Annotated in this window: 14 protein-coding genes; 10 read left to right on the top strand and 4 right to left on the bottom strand. The window is 31.3% G+C overall.

All coding sequences use genetic code 11. The annotated features are described in order from the left end of the window. Window positions 1-147 precede the first annotated feature (147 nt). From glmS to B8978_RS14755, 5 genes are all read left to right on the top strand, one after another. The gene (gene glmS, locus B8978_RS14775; protein WP_084116880.1) at window positions 148-1977 is read left to right on the top strand and encodes a glutamine--fructose-6-phosphate transaminase (isomerizing); all 1830 of its coding nucleotides are present in this window, start codon (window positions 148-150) and stop codon (window positions 1975-1977) included. 563 nt (window positions 1978-2540) lie between these two features. Continuing rightward, window positions 2541-2738: a hypothetical protein gene (locus B8978_RS14770; protein ID WP_084116879.1), complete on the top strand. Its 198-nt coding sequence runs from the start codon at window positions 2541-2543 to the stop codon at window positions 2736-2738. A 148-nt stretch (window positions 2739-2886) separates the two neighbouring features. Continuing rightward, window positions 2887-3567 (top strand): response regulator transcription factor, encoded by a 681-nt coding sequence (locus B8978_RS14765; protein ID WP_084116878.1) that lies wholly within the window; start codon window positions 2887-2889, stop codon window positions 3565-3567. Beyond that, a complete protein-coding gene (locus tag B8978_RS14760) occupies window positions 3564-4619 on the top strand; it encodes a sensor histidine kinase (protein WP_084116877.1) in 1056 nt (351 codons plus the stop codon). The genes B8978_RS14765 and B8978_RS14760 overlap by 4 nt, the downstream gene beginning before the upstream one ends. 95 nt (window positions 4620-4714) lie before the next feature. After that, complete coding sequence (locus tag B8978_RS14755) at window positions 4715-5632, top strand: formylglycine-generating enzyme family protein (protein WP_084116876.1); 918 nt, start codon at window positions 4715-4717, stop codon at window positions 5630-5632. Between the two features lie 337 nt (window positions 5633-5969). Here the strand turns inward: B8978_RS14755 and B8978_RS14750 are convergent, their stop codons facing one another. The 4 genes from B8978_RS14750 to B8978_RS14735 all read right to left on the bottom strand — a co-directional run bounded on the left by B8978_RS14750 (window position 5970) and on the right by B8978_RS14735 (window position 10486). Next, entirely contained in the window at window positions 5970-6989 is a 1020-nt protein-coding gene (locus B8978_RS14750; RefSeq protein ID WP_084116874.1) for a sensor histidine kinase, read from the bottom strand. Further along, window positions 6986-7657 carry a response regulator transcription factor gene (locus B8978_RS14745; RefSeq protein WP_084116872.1) on the bottom strand — a complete coding sequence of 224 codons (672 nt, stop codon included), beginning with the start codon at window positions 7655-7657 and terminating at the stop codon, window positions 6986-6988. The genes B8978_RS14750 and B8978_RS14745 overlap by 4 nt, the downstream gene beginning before the upstream one ends. A gap of 131 nt (window positions 7658-7788) precedes the next feature. Next, window positions 7789-9732, bottom strand: a complete 1944-nt coding sequence (locus B8978_RS14740; protein WP_084116870.1) for an FtsX-like permease family protein — start codon at window positions 9730-9732, stop codon at window positions 7789-7791. Beyond that, entirely contained in the window at window positions 9722-10486 is a 765-nt protein-coding gene (locus tag B8978_RS14735; protein ID WP_084116868.1) for an ABC transporter ATP-binding protein, read from the bottom strand. The genes B8978_RS14740 and B8978_RS14735 overlap by 11 nt, the downstream gene beginning before the upstream one ends. A 423-nt stretch (window positions 10487-10909) precedes the next feature. On the opposite strand from B8978_RS14735, the gene B8978_RS14725 reads away from it, so the two are divergent. The 5 genes from B8978_RS14725 to B8978_RS14705 all read left to right on the top strand — a co-directional run bounded on the left by B8978_RS14725 (window position 10910) and on the right by B8978_RS14705 (window position 17391). Beyond that, window positions 10910-11401 (top strand): NUDIX hydrolase, encoded by a 492-nt coding sequence (locus B8978_RS14725; RefSeq protein WP_084116864.1) that lies wholly within the window; start codon window positions 10910-10912, stop codon window positions 11399-11401. Window positions 11402-11693: 292 nt separating this feature from the next. Next, entirely contained in the window at window positions 11694-13529 is a 1836-nt protein-coding gene (locus tag B8978_RS14720; protein ID WP_084116927.1) for an ABC transporter ATP-binding protein, read from the top strand. After that, complete coding sequence (locus tag B8978_RS14715) at window positions 13501-15321, top strand: ABC transporter ATP-binding protein (protein ID WP_176212714.1); 1821 nt, start codon at window positions 13501-13503, stop codon at window positions 15319-15321. The genes B8978_RS14720 and B8978_RS14715 overlap by 29 nt, the downstream gene beginning before the upstream one ends. Before the next feature lie 830 nt (window positions 15322-16151). After that, window positions 16152-16481, top strand: coding sequence for a FlxA-like family protein (locus tag B8978_RS14710; protein ID WP_084116860.1), 330 nt, complete (start codon window positions 16152-16154; stop codon window positions 16479-16481). A gap of 139 nt (window positions 16482-16620) precedes the next feature. Further along, complete coding sequence (locus B8978_RS14705) at window positions 16621-17391, top strand: thiazole synthase (protein WP_084116858.1); 771 nt, start codon at window positions 16621-16623, stop codon at window positions 17389-17391. The last annotated feature ends 2 nt before the right edge of the window (window positions 17392-17393 follow it).

The raw sequence follows: 17393 nt of genomic DNA, 5'->3' as shown, positions 1-17393 counted from the left end.
AACGGCTAACAAAACCAAAAAGTGATTTTTGGGACAATATTAGTCTGGTGTAAAAACCTAAATATAGCACTAAGGTATTAGTAAATTTTAAAAAATTTTTAAAGTTACTAAGTTTTTTTTGTGCGCAAAAAAGAGAGGAAGATTTTTATGTGTGGAATAGTTGGATATGTAGGAAAGAGAAATGCCGCAGACCTTTTAGTTAAAGGTCTTGAAAAATTAGAGTATAGAGGTTATGATTCAGCAGGAATTGCAGTAATAAATAGTAATGGAAAATTAGAAGTTCAAAAAGTTAAGGGAAGACTTTTTAATTTGGAAGAAAAATTAAAAGAATCTCCTATAAAAGGAAATATAGGTATTGGTCATACTAGATGGGCAACTCATGGAGCACCATCTGTGTTGAATTCACATCCTCATATTAATAGAACAGGAACAATTGCCGTTGTTCACAATGGAATAATTGAAAATTATATAGAACTTAGAGAATGGTTAATAGAAAAAGGATATAAATTTATAACGGATACGGATACTGAAGTAGTGCCTCATTTAATTGATTACTACTATGAAGGAGACATAGTTGATGCATCAATAAAGGCGGTAAAGAAACTTCAAGGAAGTTATGCTCTTGGAATAGTTTCACTAAATGATCCTAACAAAATTGTTGCAGTAAGAAAAGATTGTCCACTTATAGTTGGATTAAATAAAGACGAAAATTTTATAGCATCAGATATACCAGCAGTTTTAAATGAGACAAGAGATGTATATTTCTTAGAAGACAATGAATTTGTAGTGCTTAGTGAAAATGGTGTTGAAATATTAGATGAAAACAAAGAGAAGATTGAAAAAGAAGTATACCATGTAACTTGGGATGCAGATGCTGCAGAAAAATCTGGATATGACCACTTTATGCTTAAAGAAATTCATGAACAACCAAAGGTTACAAAGGATACAATGACTTCAAGAATAATATTAGGTGAAGATATAAAACTGGATAAAATAAATTTAACAAAGGAGCAAATTGATAAATTTAACAAGGTTTATATAGTTGCATGTGGAACAGCTTATCATGCTGGAATAGTTGGAAAATATGTGATTGAAAAACTTGCAAGAATACCAGTTGAAGTTGATATAGCATCAGAATTTAGATATAGAAATCCAATTATAGATAAAAATACGCTAATGATAGTTGTTAGTCAATCAGGAGAAACTGCAGACACATTGGCTGCAATGAGACTTGCTAAAAATGAAGGGGCAAGAGTTATTGCGGTAACAAATGTAGTTGGGAGCACAGTATCAAGAGAAGCAGATGATGTACTTTACACATGGGCAGGACCTGAAATTGCAGTTGCATCAACAAAAGCATATACAACTCAACTTGTAGCAATGTATATAATAGCATTATATTTTGCTAAAAACAAAGGAACTTTAACAGATGAAGAAATAGAAGTTATAAAAAAAGATATGCTTGAACTTCCTGAAAAAGAAAAAGAAGTATTAGAACATCAAGATGTCATAAAGAAGTTTGCTAAAGATCATTTTGAAGAAACTGATATGTTCTATTTAGGAAGAGGACTTGACTATGCTGTAGCTATGGAAGGCTCATTAAAACTTAAAGAAATTTCTTATATCCATTCAGAAGCATATGCTGGTGGAGAACTTAAACATGGACCAATAGCTCTTATTGAATTTGGAACAGTAGTAATAGCTGTTGCAACGCAACCTGATTTATTTGAAAAAATGGTTAGCAATATAAAAGAAGTTAAGACAAGAGGTGCAAAGGTGTTAGCTGTTGCATTAAAAGGAAATGAAAATGTTGAAAAAACATGTGATGGGGCAATGTATCTTCCTGAGGTTAATCCTCTATTAGCTCCAATACTTGCAATAATTCCACTTCAACTTCTTTCATACTATATTTCAATTGCAAAAGGTTGTGACGTTGACAAACCAAGGAATTTGGCTAAGTCAGTTACAGTTGAATAGGTGTAGTTTTGAAATAAAGTTTGATGTTGATTTGAAATAAAGTTTGATCATTTATAATAAAGATTGATTATTCGTAATAAAGTTTGATTAAAATCAAAAAAAATGGTAAGGCTATATTTATAATGTAGAGCATTATGAATATAGTAATAAGAAGTCATATAGGCTAGACATTTTAAGAAAGTAAAAATGTCTAGCCTTTTTTCTTTAAGGAAATGGAAGGATGGCTAAAAGAAAAAGACAACAAGATATTAAAATGAGGATTACAGAAGGCAGAGGAAGCGGTATAGGAAAAGAATATGTATCTTGGATTAAAATTAAGGATGTATCTTTTACATATTAGATTTTTAAGAAAATGTTATGGATATAAAGGATCAATAGCTATTATTGCCAATAGTTATGACATCAGATTTTCTTGTTCTTTAGGAAATTATATCATTAGACGCTCTGTGAATAACCAATAAAATATAGATATTATGATGAAATAAAAAATAACAGTAAAAGATATATTAAATAATAATCATAATGAATTAAAAAATAAATATTGAAATAAGGTACCGAAGAATATGCTAAGATTTGTACATCGACACAGTGCACTTATATTACCAGAGGAACTTAAAAATTATTTTTATTCTAAAAGAGAATTGTTAAAGAAATTACAAGATGGAGTAAACGAGGTGATTAAGTATTGGTACAATAAAAAGAAAGGCTCTAATTATGAAGCTGGAGTAATTGCAGTAATTCATACTTTTTGTGGAGATTAAAAATTGAATCCACATGTACATGCCTTAGTAACTAGAGGTGCAGTTGATAAAAAACAAAGTGGCATATAATAATTGTGTATCAGTTTATCATCCGTTTATATTTGTGTGCTAAAATGAAAATAACTATTTGAGAAAAGGAGGAGTTGGGATGAATACCGTCATGATTGTTGATGATGATCCGTATATATGTGAACTTGTAAGCACGATACTCAAAAATGAGGGCTTTATCACTTTTGAAGCGTCCGATGGACGGGACGCTCTACGAAAAATGACAGACACAAACCCTGACCTTTGTGTCATTGACCTTTTGATGCCGGATATGGACGGCTTTGAATTGTGCCGGAAACTTCGGAAATATTATGAGGACATGCCGATACTCATGCTGACAGCCATGGATGATATAAGTAAAAAAGTCAAGGGCTATAAACTTGGGACAGATGATTACCTAACCAAGCCGTTTGAACCGGCAGAGCTTATTATAAGAGTGAAGGCACTGTTCCGGCGGTATAAAGTCCCTTTTTCTGAGGTTTCGAGTGTCGGAAAGCTAACGGTTGATAACAGCAGCCATACGATTTATATGGGCAGCGAGCGTATCGAGGATATTCCACTGAAAGAGTTTGCTGTTCTTTATAAGCTCGCCCGCTCGCAGGGTAAAATAATCTCACGGAATAATTTTATTCAGGACATATGGGGCTATGATTTTGAGGGAAACGAGAGGACATTGGATGTTCATATCAATCGTTTACGCGAGAGATTTCCAGTAGAACAATACGGGTTTAAAATTATCGCCATTCGGGGCATTGGCTATCGGTTGGAGGTGACGATATGAAAAAGCAAAAATGGTTTCAAACACTTAGCTGGCTGCTTTGGTGTCTGTTCTGCATTGTCAGTGCGTTCACGACAGGGTATTTTCTAACAATGCTATTTTTCAAAACAACAGGCTTTCCATCAGAACTGGTAGCATTTATGATTTGCGCATTCATATCACTTTCTTTACTATCGTTGGAATTTTTCGTATTTTTCTTTATACTCCAACATTCTAGGCAAGGAAAAAAGCATGGCTGGTTGCAAGATAGATTTTTTATGATTGCTTCAGATGCAATGAGCAGGATTGCGCGTGGGGAGTTTAGCGTATTTCTCAACCCGAAAGACTTCGGGGAGCAACGTGAACTTGTCGATAGCATAAATAAAATGGCAAAAGATCTTGGATCCATGGAAACTCTGCGGCAGGATTTTGTTTCAAATGTTTCCCATGAAATACAATCTCCGCTCACATCTATCAGCGGTTATGTGACACTTTTGGAAAATGACGCGCTTACACCTGCGCAGCGGAAGCACTACCTTCATATTATCAAATCCGAAAGTGTCCGCCTGTCAAAATTAAGTTCAAATTTACTGAAACTCTCCTCGCTGGATTCCGGTGTCGCCCCGCTGTCCATCAGTCAATTTCACTTAGACAAACAATTGCAAAACGCGGTGATTTTACTTGATCCGCAATGGTCGAAAAAAAACATATCTATAACAGCAGATCTCGACAAAGTAACCGTTTCCGCCGACGAGGAACTTCTTTCCCAAGTATGGATTAATCTCCTGCATAATGCAATCAAATTTACGCCAGAAGGTGGCGCGATTCACATTAGGCTGGCTACAAATGATGGTAAAACTGTCTGCACCATTGCCGACAGCGGCATAGGTATCTCATCGGAAGATCAAATCCATATCTTTGAACGATTCTACAAAGTGGATAAATCCCGTGACCGTTCCCTCGGCGGTAATGGGCTGGGGCTGTCGCTTGTAAAAAAAATTGTGGAGTTGCATGGTGGTATTGTGAGTGTAGAAAGCGAGAAAGGAAAAGGAACAAACTTTATAGTCACTCTTTGAGTTTATATTAGTTTATATTCCATTTACACTCTGTTTATTTTGCAGGCTTATGATAAAGCTGTAGATAATATAAACCACAAAAAGGAGTGCATACTATGAAATCAATCATTCAGGTAAATAATGAAGAAAAGCTGCCCGAGGGGCTCCGGCTCGCGGGCCGAAAAGTGCCGGCGGCGGACGGGAAGCAGGTGCCCCTCTACCTGTTCAGGTTGCCTGACGGCTCGAACATGGAGATGGTCGCGGTAACAGCGGGCGACTTCGTCATGGGAACTGACGACTCGGATGCACCCGACTGGGAGAAACCAAAGCACATCCACCCCATGAAATATTCCTATTGGATTGGCCGCAACGATGTGACGCGTGGGCAGTTTAAGGCATTTTGTTCCGCAACAGGCAGAGCGGAGCCAGAGAAAGTTTACTTCGACGATGAGCTGGTTGGGAATACGGATTGTCATCCTGTGATCATGGTCTCGTGGGATGACGCAAAGGCCTACTGCACATGGGCTGGGCTCGTGTTGCCATCCGAAGCAGAATGGGAGAAGGCAGCGCGAGGTATCGATGGCCGGAAGTATCCTTGGGGGGATGTATGGGATCCTAAGAAGACAAACTTCCTTGATGCATCGTGTCCAGGGGATAAAATCATGATGGGCAATGGAAAGACGTTAGACGAGCACATGGCGGCCTTTGGTGGTCGTGACTTGGAGTATAACGACGGATTCCCTTACACTTCGCCTGTGGGCAGTTTCATGGCAGGAGCGTCACCATATGGTGCTCTTGATATGGCAGGGAACGTCTTCCAGTGGGTCGAAGATTGGTGGGATGAGGAAGGCTTTCCGCGTTCCATCAGGGGAGACTTCTCATCTCCTCAGAGCGGCTCGTGGCGGGTCGATCGTGGTAGCAGCTGGGGTAACCCCGGGGTGCTCGCTTGTCGGACTACAATGCGATACGGATATGCGCCATCCGACCGCAATGAGCATCTCAGCTTTCGTGTTCTCCTGAGGTCAGTTCTTTAGTATTCATGGATTTATGTTTATTATATTGACATAAATCCACAACAATGTTCGGCTCGCCTGATGTTTTGATCAAACTTTATTTAAAGCCAACATTGAATAAAACTTCAAAAGAAAAAGATGCAATACGTGAGATGCGTAGTATGGAAGACAAAATTAAATACAACAGTAGAGTAAGGCCACACATTCTCAAATTTAGTGAGAGTGTGTGGCCTATTATGTTTGATAACTAAAGTTGTATTCATCGGACTACTTGGTTATCAAATTAGCCCCGTATTGTAGATGTGGGATCAACGAGATTTTAGAAACATGAACTCTGATAGATTTTAATAATTTATCCTTAGTCATCTGTAAAATTTACCATACTAGACAGAGGAAATATTAATGTAACTTTAGTTCCTTTATTCTCCTCAGAATCAATAGTAATTTTTAAACCCAGTTTTGAGCATAGTTTTTCACATAAATACAATCCGATTCCTGTACTTTTACTAAATTTTCTTCCGTTTTCACCAGTGAATCCTTTTTCAAACACTCTATTTATATCTTTATCTATTATCCCTACTCCATTATCCTCTATGGTTAACATTACTGAATTAGCTTTCTTAATTGAATATATACTTATCATGGGCGCTTTACTACTTGAGTATTTTATAGAGTTTCCTATTATCTGATTAATAATAAATTCAGTCCATTTCGTATCACTATATACAATTTTATTTATATCTTTTATATCTAATTTTATTTTCTTATGAATAAAATCTCTATAATTTCTTTTAACTACATTCCTTATTACATTATCAAGGTTAATTTGTTTTATAATATAGTCTTTACTAACATCATCGCTTCGAGAATAATAAAGCACCTGTTCTACAAAACCCTCAATTCTATTTATCTGGAAGTCAATTTTATTAGTTACTTCATCTCGATTATTTTCAATTAATAGTTTTGTAGAAGCTATGGGTGTTTTAATTTCATGTACCCAGGTCTCTATGTATTCTCTATATTCCACCTGTATATCCTTATAATATTTTACATTTTCGTGCATATCTCTGCTTATTTCTTTAAGTATAGAATTTAACTTTTTCGCTTGTATAAAGTTCGCTTCCTTTATTACCACTGGAAGTAGATATTTCTTATCTAAATTTTCTAATACGTTATTAATTTCATCATAATAATTTCTGAATTTTATAAATTCTAAAGCCATATAAGAAATTAATGGCAAAAACCAAATACAAAAGACAAATAAAATTATAATGAAATTAACATTAATAGTAAGCATTATAGCTGCTAATATAATAAATAACAGCATGTTAGATATTATTACCACCATTTTTTCTTTAATAAATTCACCTATACTCATGGCATTATGTACCCTAACCCTCTTCTTGTTTCTATTGTATTTTCTATGCCTATCTCTTCAAGCTTTTTTCTTAATCTATTAATATTAACAGTTAAGGTGCTATCATCCACAAAATAATCTGATTTCCATAGGTATTCCATAAGCGAATCTCGTTTTACTATATTCCCCTTATTGTTTATTAAGTAAGAAAGTATTTTAACCTCATTTTTCGTTAATTCCAAGCATTTATCCTTATAAATAACCGTTGCATTTGAAAGATTTAAATTAAAATCTTTATAGCTTAATATATTATTAGTTTTTGAACTTACACCTGTTCTTCTTAAAATATTAGTTATCCTTGCTAATAATATTTCTATATTATAAGGCTTTGTTATAAAATCATCTGCTCCTAAATTCATACTCATTAATTCATCTAAATCACTATCTCTACTTGTAACTATTATAATTGGAACCCCTGAAGTTTTTCGTATTTCTCTACATATATAATAACCATCAAATACTGGAAGATTAATATCTAACAATATAAGTTCTGCATTCTCATTTTCAACATAATGGATTATATTATTAAAATTCATAGGAGCTTTTACTTCGTATCCATATCTTTTTAAAAAATTTTGTAATTCTTCTCTTATAACCTCATCATCTTCAATAATAATAATTTTTTCCATATGTACTCTTATCTCCCTACTTATTTAATTCTGTACCCTAATATCATAACATATTCTAAATTTTATTATTAATCAGCTGGGCTATTAAATATTAACAAATTTCGTAAAATCCCTGTCTAAAATAAATTTCTTTATAAGTTATTCTTAACAATATTTTTATATCCTACATATGTTGTATAGAAGTATCCTGCATAAATTATAATAAATATTAATGCTGTTACTAATGCTGAAGAATTAATATCTATTTTTTGTAAGTTATTTATAAAATCGCTAGTTACCTTAATTCCAACCACTGAATGAATTAATGCAAGACTAACTGGAAGACTAAAGTATATAAATATTTGAACAAAAATTGTTTTATCTATCATTTTTTTGTTTGCACCAAGTCTCCTTAAAGCCTTATATCTTTCTATATTATCACTGGCTTCTGATAATTGTTGAAGAGCAAGTACTGCCATGCTAGTTATTAAAAATACAATACCTAAATATATTACGATAAATATTAATACATTTGTTTCTTCCATACTTTCTGAATAAACCGCATCTTTTGAGATACCCAGTATATAAGCACCTTTACCATAGTCCTGACGTTTTTCGTATTTTTTATTATATTTTTCTCTATTTTTATCTAAATAATTTACATTAAGTACCGATTTACTAATTTTGTAACCTGATAAAAACTCATCATTTATAACTATTGTGAAAAAACTAGTTGTACCATAAGCAGTCATAAGATTTTCTTCTATAGCTTTAGGGTTTTTTATTAGGTATTCTTTTCCTTTGATGTTGATTTTATTATTATTTTTTATTTTTTCATTTATTGGTTTCATGAACGCATTATTATTTGATAAAATTAAAACTTCATCTTTATTTAAATTTACTTCTTTTTCATTCTTAAATTTTAAAATTTTATTATAATCAGATAGTTTAACAAAATCTACATCTTCTTTTTTAAAATCTCCGGTTGTTAAAAAGTCACTAGCTTTCATACCTATAAGATATTCATTATAAGCTACGGATTTTTCATTTTTACTTATTTTCAAATTAATTTTATTTAGAACATCTTCTATATTGTAGCCTTCATCCTTATTTTGTACTGATATGCTGGCATCAAAGGGCGTTGACTTTTTAATTCCTGCATCGATAACTGTTTTAAAGCCTATTCCCACAGATAAACTTACTATTGTGAAAAATAACATTAAGCAAATTAAAGACATTGATATGAAGTTTGTATTAACTTTACTATTTATCTGTTTTACTACAAATATATTTAACCCTTTAAAATAAACCCTTTTATTTTTCTTTACCACATATAATATAAATCCAGATAAGCTAAAGAAAAATAATACTGTACCTAATATTCCCAAAGCTATTGATATTAAGAACATAGGGTCTAGTACATTTAAACCTACTTTTAGTATTGATTTATATGCAAACCCAAGTGATACTGCGCATAAAATAAATGCTATTAAATATATAATAGGTTTTTTGAAGCTAACATCTTGATTTTTTTTACCTGCTGTTAATAAATCGATTATCTTGTATTTAGATATAACAAATACATTAAATATCATAACAAGTAAAAACATTATTCCAAAGTATAATACAGTTTTAACTATTGCACCTGTTGAGACTGCAAACTTATATTCATTAATTGGCAAATCAAATAACTTTAATGCAAAGGCAGATAATCCTTGTGATGCTCCAATTCCTAGTATAAGTCCACTAATTAAAGATATAACTCCAACTAGAAAAGTCTCCATTACTAATATTGTAGATATTTTTCTTTTTCCCATACCTAAAGTCATGTATATTCCTAATTCTTTTTTACGTTTTTTTATCAAGAAATTATTTGCATATAATATTAAACTACCTAATACTATGGATATAAATACCGACGTATAAGACATAACTTTCATTAATGTAGATACAGATTTCATTTTTATAAGTGCCTTTTGTGTCCCCATTGAGTTGAAGCTATAAAATATACACACTGCTAAAGTTAGTGTTAAGAAATATACAGCATAGTCCTTAAAACTCTTCTTTACATTACCTACAGCTATTTTAGAATACATTATCGTCACCTCCAAGTAGAGTTATAACTTCTATAATTTTATTAAAGAATTCTTTTCTAGTATCATTACCTCTTACTACCTCACTAAAGATTTTTCCATCTTTAATAAAAAGGATTCTATGAGCATAGCTTGCTGTAAAGGCATCATGGGTAACCATAAGTATTGTGGTCTTTAAATCTTTGTTTAGACTTTCAAATTTTTCAAGTAATAATCTAGCTTTTTTAGAATCTAGCGCCCCTGTTGGTTCATCAGCAAGTACTAAGGATGGATCTGTTACTATTGCTCTTGTAGAAGCAACTCTTTGCTTTTGTCCACCTGACATTTGATAAGGATATTTATTTAGTTGTGCTTCAATGTCTAAATATTTTGCCACTGATTTTATTTTTCCATCTATTGCCGAACTTTTCTCACCTTTTATTGTTAATGCTAAAGCTATATTTTCATAAGCAGTAAGAGTATCTAGTAGGTTAAAATCTTGAAATATAAAACCTAACTCATTTTGTCTAAACTTATCTAATGCTTTTGATTTCAACCTAGTAATATCACTATTATTTATTATTATTTTCCCTGTAGTGACATTATCAATAGTTGATATACAATTAAGCAATGTTGTTTTACCACTTCCTGAAGGTCCCATTATCCCAACAAACTCCCCCTCATCTACCTTAAAGCTGATACTGTCTATAGCCTTTGTAACATTATCTTTATTTCCATAATACTTTTCAATTTTTTCTACACTTAATATATTTTTCATTTATAACTCTCCCTTTTTTTCTTTATCTTAAATTTAATTGTTTTAACTCCATCTGATGTATTTATTATATATAATTTTATTTGCAGCCACCATTGAAGTATATTTCATTAACATTACATTTTTGTTATGTTAACATAAGTTTGAATAAAATTCCAAAAGAAAAAGATGCAATACGTGAGATGCGTAGCATGGAAGACAAAATTAAATATAACAGTAGAGTAAAGCCAGAAAGAATATCTCTTTATTTCAAACCTACTCCTATAAGATGGTATAAATTTATAAAACAAATAACAATTTGTAGAAATATTGATAAAAAAAGAAAAAACAAGTATAATAATATGTATAATTTGAATATTATACATTATATGTAATATAAATCATTAAAAAGATGGCAAATCATTTAGATGGAGGAAAGGTATTATTATGGGTACAAAATCAAAATTTGATAAAATTGTTACCGGAGTTTTGGGAATTGTACAAAATTCTAAAAAAGAAGTTTTATTCATTAAGCAAAGAAAAGGACCGTATGCAGGAAGTTGGCTTTTACCGGGTGGGTCAATTGAGAAGAATGAAACATGTGTACAAGCTGTAATAAGAGAAGTTAATGAGGAAACTGGTATAAACATTAAAAATCCAGAATTTGTGAATATAAATGAAATGTTTGGTGAATGGGAAGAAGGAAAGTATCATTTATTAATGTTTGGATTTAAAGATTATACGGAAGATGAAATTCCAAAGGGATTTGAAGGTGATAACGTTGATGGTATCAAATGGTTTAATCCATTTGATATAGATTTACACCCAACTGATAAGCTTATTTTGAGAGAAGCAGGATATGCTGATTTTACAGATAAAGATATAGAGGAATCACTGAAAGCAGACAGAATAATTATGAATAGTTACATAAGTAGGTAGTATAAAATTTTATCCATTCGCTATCATCCGTAAGGCTCCCACTTTTGAAAGCATTGAGTTAACGCATGCTACGCGCTACACTTAAGTTCAACTAACACTCAGATGGTGTAAAAACCAAAATCACATATGAATGCAAGTCTCACTTTATCTGTATATTTTTCATAATTTATAAAACCTGCTCTAATTTGTTATATTTTATATTAAAATTAAAATTACAATTAATATATTTTACTGAAATGTTTTTCTAAGAGAAATGTAAGTAGAACATGTGATGAAAAGATGTGATATATATATGAAAAATACACAAATTAAAAAACATAGTGTTTTAAGTAATGTTATATTTTACTTTAAAATTTGGATTAAGGTGTATCCTCGATTTATACCGCTAATTCTTTTAGCCGTTCCTTCAGGAATTGCATTAGTTTATACTGAGATAACTATACCTAAACTTATAATTCATGGAATTGAAGTTAAAATGTCTATAGAATCAGTTTTAAAATCACTCTTTGGGGTTTCATTTTGCATGATTATTGCAAATGTTTTTTCTACTTATACAGATCTGCATCTTATGGCAAAGTCAGTACTTGCAAAATCATATTTAAATTCAGATATAATTTTTAAAAAAATCTTTAGTCTTAATTACCAGAAACTTATTAATCCCAAAGTGCAGAACAAAATTTCGGAAATAAAGGAAATTATGTCACAAGGTGATAGAGGAGTAATGAATCAATTTGGGAATAATATTATTCTATTTTTAACATCTTTTTTTGGAATTATATTTTTTGCAGTGGATATTGCGAAGATTGATGCAGTTCTCCTTATATTAATAATTGTTACTGGATGTATAAATTTTTTATACGGAATTTATGCAAATAGGTATGAAAGTAAAAATATGGAACTTAGAAGTGTGGATGCTAAAAAATCTGATTATATAACAGCTTCATCTCAAAAATATGAATTTTTGAAAGATATTAAAATTTATAAAATGGAAAAATGGCTTACTGAAAGTTTTGATGTTTACAGAAAGAAATGGTCAAAATATATATTGAAATCTGAGAATGTAAAATTTGGAGCAGTGTTTATAAATGCTTTAATGGTTTTTATTAGAGACATTTTTATTTATATTTATCTAATAAATGAACTGCTTAACAAGCAAATAAAAGTTTCTTATTTTGTTTTTATGATTGGACTTGTGATGGCATTTTCTAACTGGTTTAATAATATAATAACTCAATTTAATGACATGATATTGACTAGTGTTCAGATAAATCATATAAGAGATTTTATTGATATAGAGGAAGAGAACACTGGTATACGAAACTTATTAGAAATAGAGGACAAACCAGAAATTGAATTCAAATCTATAAGCTATAAATATCCGCAGAGTGAACGATGGATATTTAGAAATTTCAACTTAAAAATATTGGGTGGAGAAAAGCTTGCATTAGTAGGTGTAAATGGCTCTGGAAAAACTACTCTTATGTTACTTCTTATGGGATTTCTTGAACCAAATGAAGGAAAAATCTTTATAAATGGACATAACAGTAGGGAATTTAATAAATCTGATTATTACCAATTATTTTCACCGGTCTTTCAAGATATAAATATATTTCCAGAGTCAATATATTCAAACATTACAGGAAGTTTAGAATATGATAAAAAGAAGGCTGATAATGCAATTCTTGAAAGTGGCATGAGTAAATTTGTTAATTCTCTTCCTCACAAAGAAGATACATTTTTAGTAAAAACTAGCAGAGAAGGAGCAATAGACCTTTCGGGAGGTCAGAATCAAAGTATGCTTCTTGCTAGGGCACTTTATAAGAATGCAAAGATTAATATTCTTGATGAGCCTACAGCAGCACTTGATGCTATTGCCGAAAGTAAAGTTTACAAAAAATACAACAAAATGAGTGAAAATAAAACATCAGTATTTATTTCACATAGACTTGCATCTACTAAATTCTGCAACAGGATTATACTAATGGAGGATGGAAAAATACTTGAAGAAGGAACACACACTGACCTTCTAAACAAGAACGGAAGATATAAAGAAATGTTTGACGTTCAAAGTAGGTATTATAAGGATGGAGGTGTGGAGCGTGAAGAACAAGATAGCGAGATTTTTTAGATTTTGTAATTATTTATCAGATCTAGAACATGGATATTTTATATGCGTTATAATATCTAATATTCTTAAAGCTATAGCACCATTTGTAAATTTATACTTTTCAAAAAAGATTATTGATGCAGTTTTAGTCAATATGTCTTCTAGTGAAATTATGAAATATGTTTGGGCTATGGTTATACTTAATTTATTAATAATGATATTACAGGGATACTTTGAAAGCAGAGGAGAATACCATAATTTAAACATGATGAAAAAGCATGAGATGAAGAAAGCTAAAAAGCTTATGAATCTTGATTATGAGGTTGTTGAAAATGATTGTCTTCAGACAAGTATCACAGAGCTATATAGTCTTGAACAACATGGTGTATATAGTCTTTCAAATTTTAATAAGGCCGTTGCTGACTTTATTGCAAGTATTGCAGGCGTTGTCATAGCATTATATTTTTCTATAAAATTTTTTGAAGCAAAATTGACTTTTAAAGGAATTTATAATGGAGAAATAAATTTAATATTTATTACTTTATTTATATTATTAAATGTACTTTCATTTATGATTATTAACAAAACACATGAGTCAGCCGGAAACTTCATAATAAAAGAAGGAAATAAGGTTCTTAGATATATTAAATCATATATGAATATAATGTATAACTATAGAGTAGGAAAAGATATAAAAATGTATGATATGAACCTTGCTGAAAATTCTATGAAAGTATATAAAAGGAATATGTTTTATGTATTCTCATCTTTTTGGACAAGGCTAGAAAAGGGCAATACCATAGCTAAAATTTTAAGTAGTATACTTTCAATTCTAATTTTTTTATTTGTAGGAATGAAGGCAGTTTACGGTTCAATATCAGTTGGACAGATTATGCTTTACACCGGAGCTATTAATAGTATCTTTAAGAATGTATCTGGAGTAGTAAATAGTCTCGGTATTTTGATTCCAACGGATTTTTATAGACGGAAATTATTTGAATTTATGGATATAGACAAAAGAAATGATTGCGAAAAGTCTTTGATAAATAAAACACAAAGCGCTACATATGAAATAGAATTTAAAGATGTAAGTTTTAAATATCCTGGTACGGATAAATATGTTCTGAATGATATAAATCTGAAATTTAAAGAGGGTAAACGATATGCAGTTGTGGGAATTAATGGTTCGGGGAAAACTACTTTGATAAAGCTTCTTTTGAGATTTTACAATCCAACAGAAGGCCAAATAACTATCAACGGAATAGATATAAGAAAATATAACCACGACAAATATTTAGATATATTTTCTGCAGTATTTCAGGATTTTAAATTATTTTCACTTAAGCTTGGAGAGAATATTGCATCATCAACAGAGTATAACGAAGATAAAGTAAAACAATCTATGCAAAAAGTAGGGCTTTCAAGATTTCTTCAGAAAAATGATTTAAAAGATTATCTTTATCGTGAATTTGATGAGAATGGGATTGAAGTTTCAGGAGGAGAGGCACAGAAGATTGCAATGGCAAGGTCTATATATAACAATGGAAATTTCATTGTTCTTGATGAGCCTACAGCCGCACTTGATCCTATCTCAGAATATGAAATATATTCACAATTTGATAATATAATTGGAAGCAATACTGCAATATATATATCACATAGATTATCATCCTGTAGATTTTGTGATAATATATATGTTCTTAGTAAAGGTGCACTTGTCCAAAGTGGCTCACATAACCAGCTGATTTCTGATATTAATGGGGAATACTATGAACTTTGGAATGAACAAGCTAAGTATTATAAACGAGAGTAATCTTTTTTATTAATATTCTTGCTCATAAATCAATTTTACACTAGAAATGGTGGCTTTTTATAGTGGCTAGGCTGTTCACTAGTCTTCAATTAGGATTTATCTTTATAACTTATTGTATAAATGAAAAATACTAAATAAAATAATAGTGCGACAATGGATCGTATTCTACTATTATTTCTTGACCAGATATTAATAATTACTAATATTGATGGGATTACAAGCAAGATTATCAAAATGTATTTATTTATATTTTTCATAATTTATAAGACCTACTCTAACTTTCTATATTTTGTATTATTGTTAGTTATTCCAAAATTCAGGACAAATTTCTAATTCTATAAGAAAATCATTTGTTTTGTAAAATGTCCAAAATATTAGTATCATGTGTTATTAAAACATAGTAGTATAAACCAAAAATGTACAATACTACATTTTATATATTATTATACATTTTTATTGCTAAATTTACAATTAATATATAATTGGTATTATTTTCATCGAGGAATACAGAATTAAAATTTGGATTAAGGTGTATCCTCAAATTTATACCGATGATTCTTTTAGCCGCTCCTTAAGGGATTTTATTATGCATGATTGTTGCAAATGTTTTTTCCCACTTATATAGAGCTGCATCTTATGGCAAAATCATATTTAAATGCAGATATGATTTTGCCATAAGATTTTTAGTCTTAATTACCAGAAACTTATTAATAATTTAGTTGTAATATTTAAAAAAATAATGAAAAATAACATATTTATACCACAATTAAGATTTATAATAACCTTTAAGCAAAAGAAGCTATTATAAATTATACAAGGGAGGCAATAAAATGAGTATATCATCAATTTCATCACATTCTTCAATATCGAATTTAATTAAATCATCGGCTACAAGTAGTAAAGTAAGCTGTAATAGCAGTAGCAGCACTAATAGTACAAGCAGTAGTACTGATACTTCTGCATTGGAAAGTCAGAAGACATCTCTTCAAAATCAAATACAGCAGGCGCAGAATAGTAGCGGCGATGAGAAAACTAAACAAGCAAAGATAAAAGAATTACAAAGCCAGCTTCAATCAGTTGAGGCTGAGATAGCTCAAAAGGAAACAAGTAGCTCAAGTTCATCATCAACATCTTCAAATATAATTGATGTTAGAGCATAAAATGCTTCACCTTGACCCAAATTTAGTGCAGTGATATAATAAAAAAAGAGTGTGAAGGTCACACGAAGGGGTACACCACCATGGGTGTATTACTTCGTGTGGCCTTTTTTGGCTTATAAGAAAAAAAGGGGGAGATACAATGAAAAACGATACATTAACAATTGGAGGGCATGAATTTTCATCAAGATTTATATTAGGTTCAGGAAAATATAATTTGGATTTAATTAAGGCAGCAGTGGAATATGCTGGTGCACAGATCATTACATTAGCATTAAGACGTGCCAATACAAATGAAAAGGAGAATATTTTAGATTATATTCCGAAAGGCGTAACTTTGCTTCCAAATACATCTGGGGCAAGAAATGCAGAAGAGGCAATTCGAATTGCAAGACTAGCAAGAGAGATGCATTGTGGAGACTTTATTAAGATTGAAATTATTAGGGATTCAAAATATTTGCTTCCAGATAACTATGAGACAATTAAAGCTACTGAGATTCTTGCAAAAGAAGGATTTATAGTCATGCCATATATGCATGCGGATTTAAATGTAGCGCGTGATTTAGTTAATGCAGGTGCAGCATGCATTATGCCACTTGCAGCTCCAATTGGCTCTAACAAAGGCTTAAGCACAAAAGATTTTATTAAAATATTAGTAGATGAAATAGATCTTCCAATTATTGTAGATGCAGGAATTGGCCGTCCGTCACAGGCTTGTGAAGCTATGGAAATGGGTGTTGCAGCTGTTATGGCTAATACTGCAATTGCAACAGCTGGAGATATTCCAGCTATGGCAGGTGCGTTTAGATATGCCATTGAAGCAGGGCGTGCAGCATATCTTTCTGGCTTAGGTCGTGTACTAGACAAAGGTGCAGCTGCATCCTCACCACTAACTGGTTTTTTAAAGGAATAGGA

The sequence above is a fragment of the Clostridium acidisoli DSM 12555 genome (assembly GCF_900176305.1).
In the GTDB taxonomy this organism is placed as follows: Bacteria; Bacillota; Clostridia; order Clostridiales; family Clostridiaceae; genus Clostridium_I; species Clostridium_I acidisoli.
The sequence above is the reverse complement of the archived record's forward strand: the minus strand, read 5'-3'. Positions and strand labels throughout refer to the sequence as shown.